Raw genomic sequence first — 2,591 nt, forward strand, 5'->3', positions numbered from 1 at the left:
GCTTGTGGGTGGGTCATCGCTCGTCTTTCCTTCGGGGGCTGTGCCCGTTGACGAGGGACGCTTCCTGTCGATGGCGCGGTAGTGCGCGATCTTCAGCGACAGCGCCTGCATGGATTGCTGCAGCGCCGCCACCTTGGCCTGGACTTCGGCAAGATGCTGTTCGAGCATCTGGCGCCGCTCCCCGACACTGGCGTCCCCCTGGCTTCGAAGCCTGGCGAAGGCTTGCATGCCCTGGATGGGCATGCCGGTCTCGCGCAGGCGCAACAGGAAGGCCAGCCAGTCCAGGTCGGCGCTCGCGTAGCGGCGCTGGCCGCCCGGTGCACGGGGCACCGCGGCGATCAGTCCGATGCGCTCGTAGTAGCGCAGCGTGTCGGCCGTGAGGCCGGTGCGCCGCGCGACTTCCGCAATGGTCAGGTGGACTTCCATGGCGGGAATTCTCGAAGTTGGAGCGCGCTCCAAGTCAAGCGCTTTTTGCGGCTTCTTCGGTCGGCGGTGTGCGGGGCGCGAAATCGCCGGGCTGCGGCCAGCGCATCTGCACGCGCCTTTGCACCGTGTGGATGTTGTTGCGCAGCGCATAGAGCTCGTCGGCATACGACAGCGGAACGGCCACCTTGTTGACCACGCGGTCGAGCTCCTCGAGTTCGTCGAGCAGTTCGTCGCGCCCGCCCTGGCGCGCATCGACCTTGGCCTCGATGTCGCGCAGCCGCGCATACCAGCGGAACACGCGGCGGCGCACGCGGAACTGGTAGAGCGGCGGCACCACGCGGCTCAGCGGCAGCATCAGCACCAGCAGGCCGCCGAGCACCAGCCACATGCGCTCGATCAGGTTGCTGGCCCAGAACGGCAGGTAGCGCTGCCAGAACGGCGGCGTGCCGTTGATGGCGCGGTCGCCCTCGGGGCTCACGGGCAGTTCGCTGGTGCGCGTGTTGGGAAAGTCGCGCGCGCGGTTGAACCAGCCGGCGTCGCTGTGCACGCTTTGTGCGGCCTCTGCGAAGAGCTGGCGCAGCGCRGAGTGGGTCTTGTCGCGCGAGAGCAGCGAGGTGGTGGCCGCGAGCAGCGAGACGTCCGTGGGCGGTAGGTCCTTCGACAGGTCGACCACGCCGCGCGGCAGCGTCACCGCCGAGAGAAACGGAAAACGCCGCGTGTACGCATCGGCCTGGCCGAAGTCCATGAGCTTGATGTCGGGCGCGCGCAGCAGCCGCTGCACCTGTGGCGACTGCGGCGCCGAGGACAGCACGATGGCATCGAGCAGGCCGGCCTGCAGCGCTTCGGCCGCGGCCGCCTGTTCGAGGTTGGAAAGCAGCAGCGCATCGGGCTCGAGGTGGTTGGCCTTGAAGAGCCTTTCCATGATCTCGGGCAGGCCGCTGCCCGCCAGGTCGACGTTCACGCGCAGGCCGCGCAGCTGGGCGAGCGAAGTCAGCGTGGCCGTCTTGCGGTCGATCTTCTGCGCGCTGTCGGCGCGGTAGAAGAGCCAGATCGGCTCGAAGAACAGGCTGCCGAGGGAGGTGAGGCCGGCTTCCTCGTCGGCCACCGGGTCGGCGCTGCCGCCGCGCACGAAGCCCACGTCGGCGCCGCCGCTGCGCAGCAGTTCGAGGTTTTCGGAAGAGCCCGTGGTGGCCTTCAGCTCCACCTCGATGCCGCTGCTCTTGAGCAGCTCGGCATAGCGCTTGCCGAACTGCGAATAGGCGCTGCCGGTGGGGCCGGTCGCCAGCGTCACATGCTTGGGCGGCTGCGGCTGCAGCCACCAGTAGGCGGCAATCAGGAGGCCGATCACGAGGAACACGACGGGACCGGCCGAGGCGATCAGGTCGCGGATCGACAGCAGGATCAGCTTCAGTGTCTTGGGCATGGCCATGGGGTACTCAACCTTTCGTTGCGGCGAGATCGGCCGCGCACGGCACGTGCAGCTCGCCAACGGTGACGGAGCGCGCCGCCAGCACCGCGCGCAGGGTGGCGCGCGCCACCGCTTCGGCCGCCATGGTGCCGAGCACGGTCATGCCGGGGCGGGATTCGGCACCGGGGCCTTCGAGCGGAATGCGGCCGGTGGCCAGCGCGAACAGCGTGTCGCCGTCGCTCATGGTGTGCACCGGGTTGATGGCGCGCGCCAGGCCGTCGTGCGCCACGCTGGCGAGGCGGTTGGCCTGCACCTTCGTCAGCACTGCATCGGTCGCGATCACGCCGAGCGTGGTGTTGGTGCCCGCGAGCAGGGGCTTGGGCAGCTCGCCGCGCAAGAGCGCGCGGCGGGTGTCGAGCAGCGCGCGGCCGTCCTCGGTGCGCGCGCCGGCCACCGGCTGCGCGGTGTCGGGGTCGATCACGTCGCCCAGCGCATTGACCGCGATCAGCGCGCCCACCGTCACGCCGCCCACGGTGACCGAGGCGGTGCCGATGCCGCCCTTCATCGCGCGGTGCACGCCGAAGAGCTTGCCCACGAGCGCACCGCTGCCGGCGCCCACGTTGCCTTCTTCCGGCGCATCGCGGGTGGCCGCCTCGCAGGCCGCATAGCCGGCGGCGGCGTCGGGGCGGATGCGCGCATCGCCCATGGGCAGGTCGAACAGCACGGCGGCCGGCACGATGGGCAGGGTGCCGAAGCG

Annotated in this window: 3 protein-coding genes; all 3 read right to left on the bottom strand. The window is 70.2% G+C overall.

Annotation, left to right across the window (positions count from 1 at the left end; genetic code table 11):
* Positions 1–426: MerR family transcriptional regulator (locus tag AC1DOC_RS28775; protein WP_478131028.1), on the bottom strand; the 426-nt coding region annotated here is incomplete at its 3' end.
* A gap of 34 nt (positions 427–460) precedes the next feature.
* Entirely contained in the window at positions 461–1,855 is a 1,395-nt protein-coding gene (locus tag AC1DOC_RS28780) for a TAXI family TRAP transporter solute-binding subunit (RefSeq protein ID WP_018905531.1), read from the bottom strand.
* Between the two features lie 7 nt (positions 1,856–1,862).
* The coding region (locus tag AC1DOC_RS28785) for a P1 family peptidase (RefSeq protein ID WP_478131029.1) at positions 1,863–2,591 on the bottom strand (729 nt) is incomplete at its 5' end.

The sequence above is a fragment of the Variovorax sp. 01T439_2 genome (assembly GCF_056398445.1).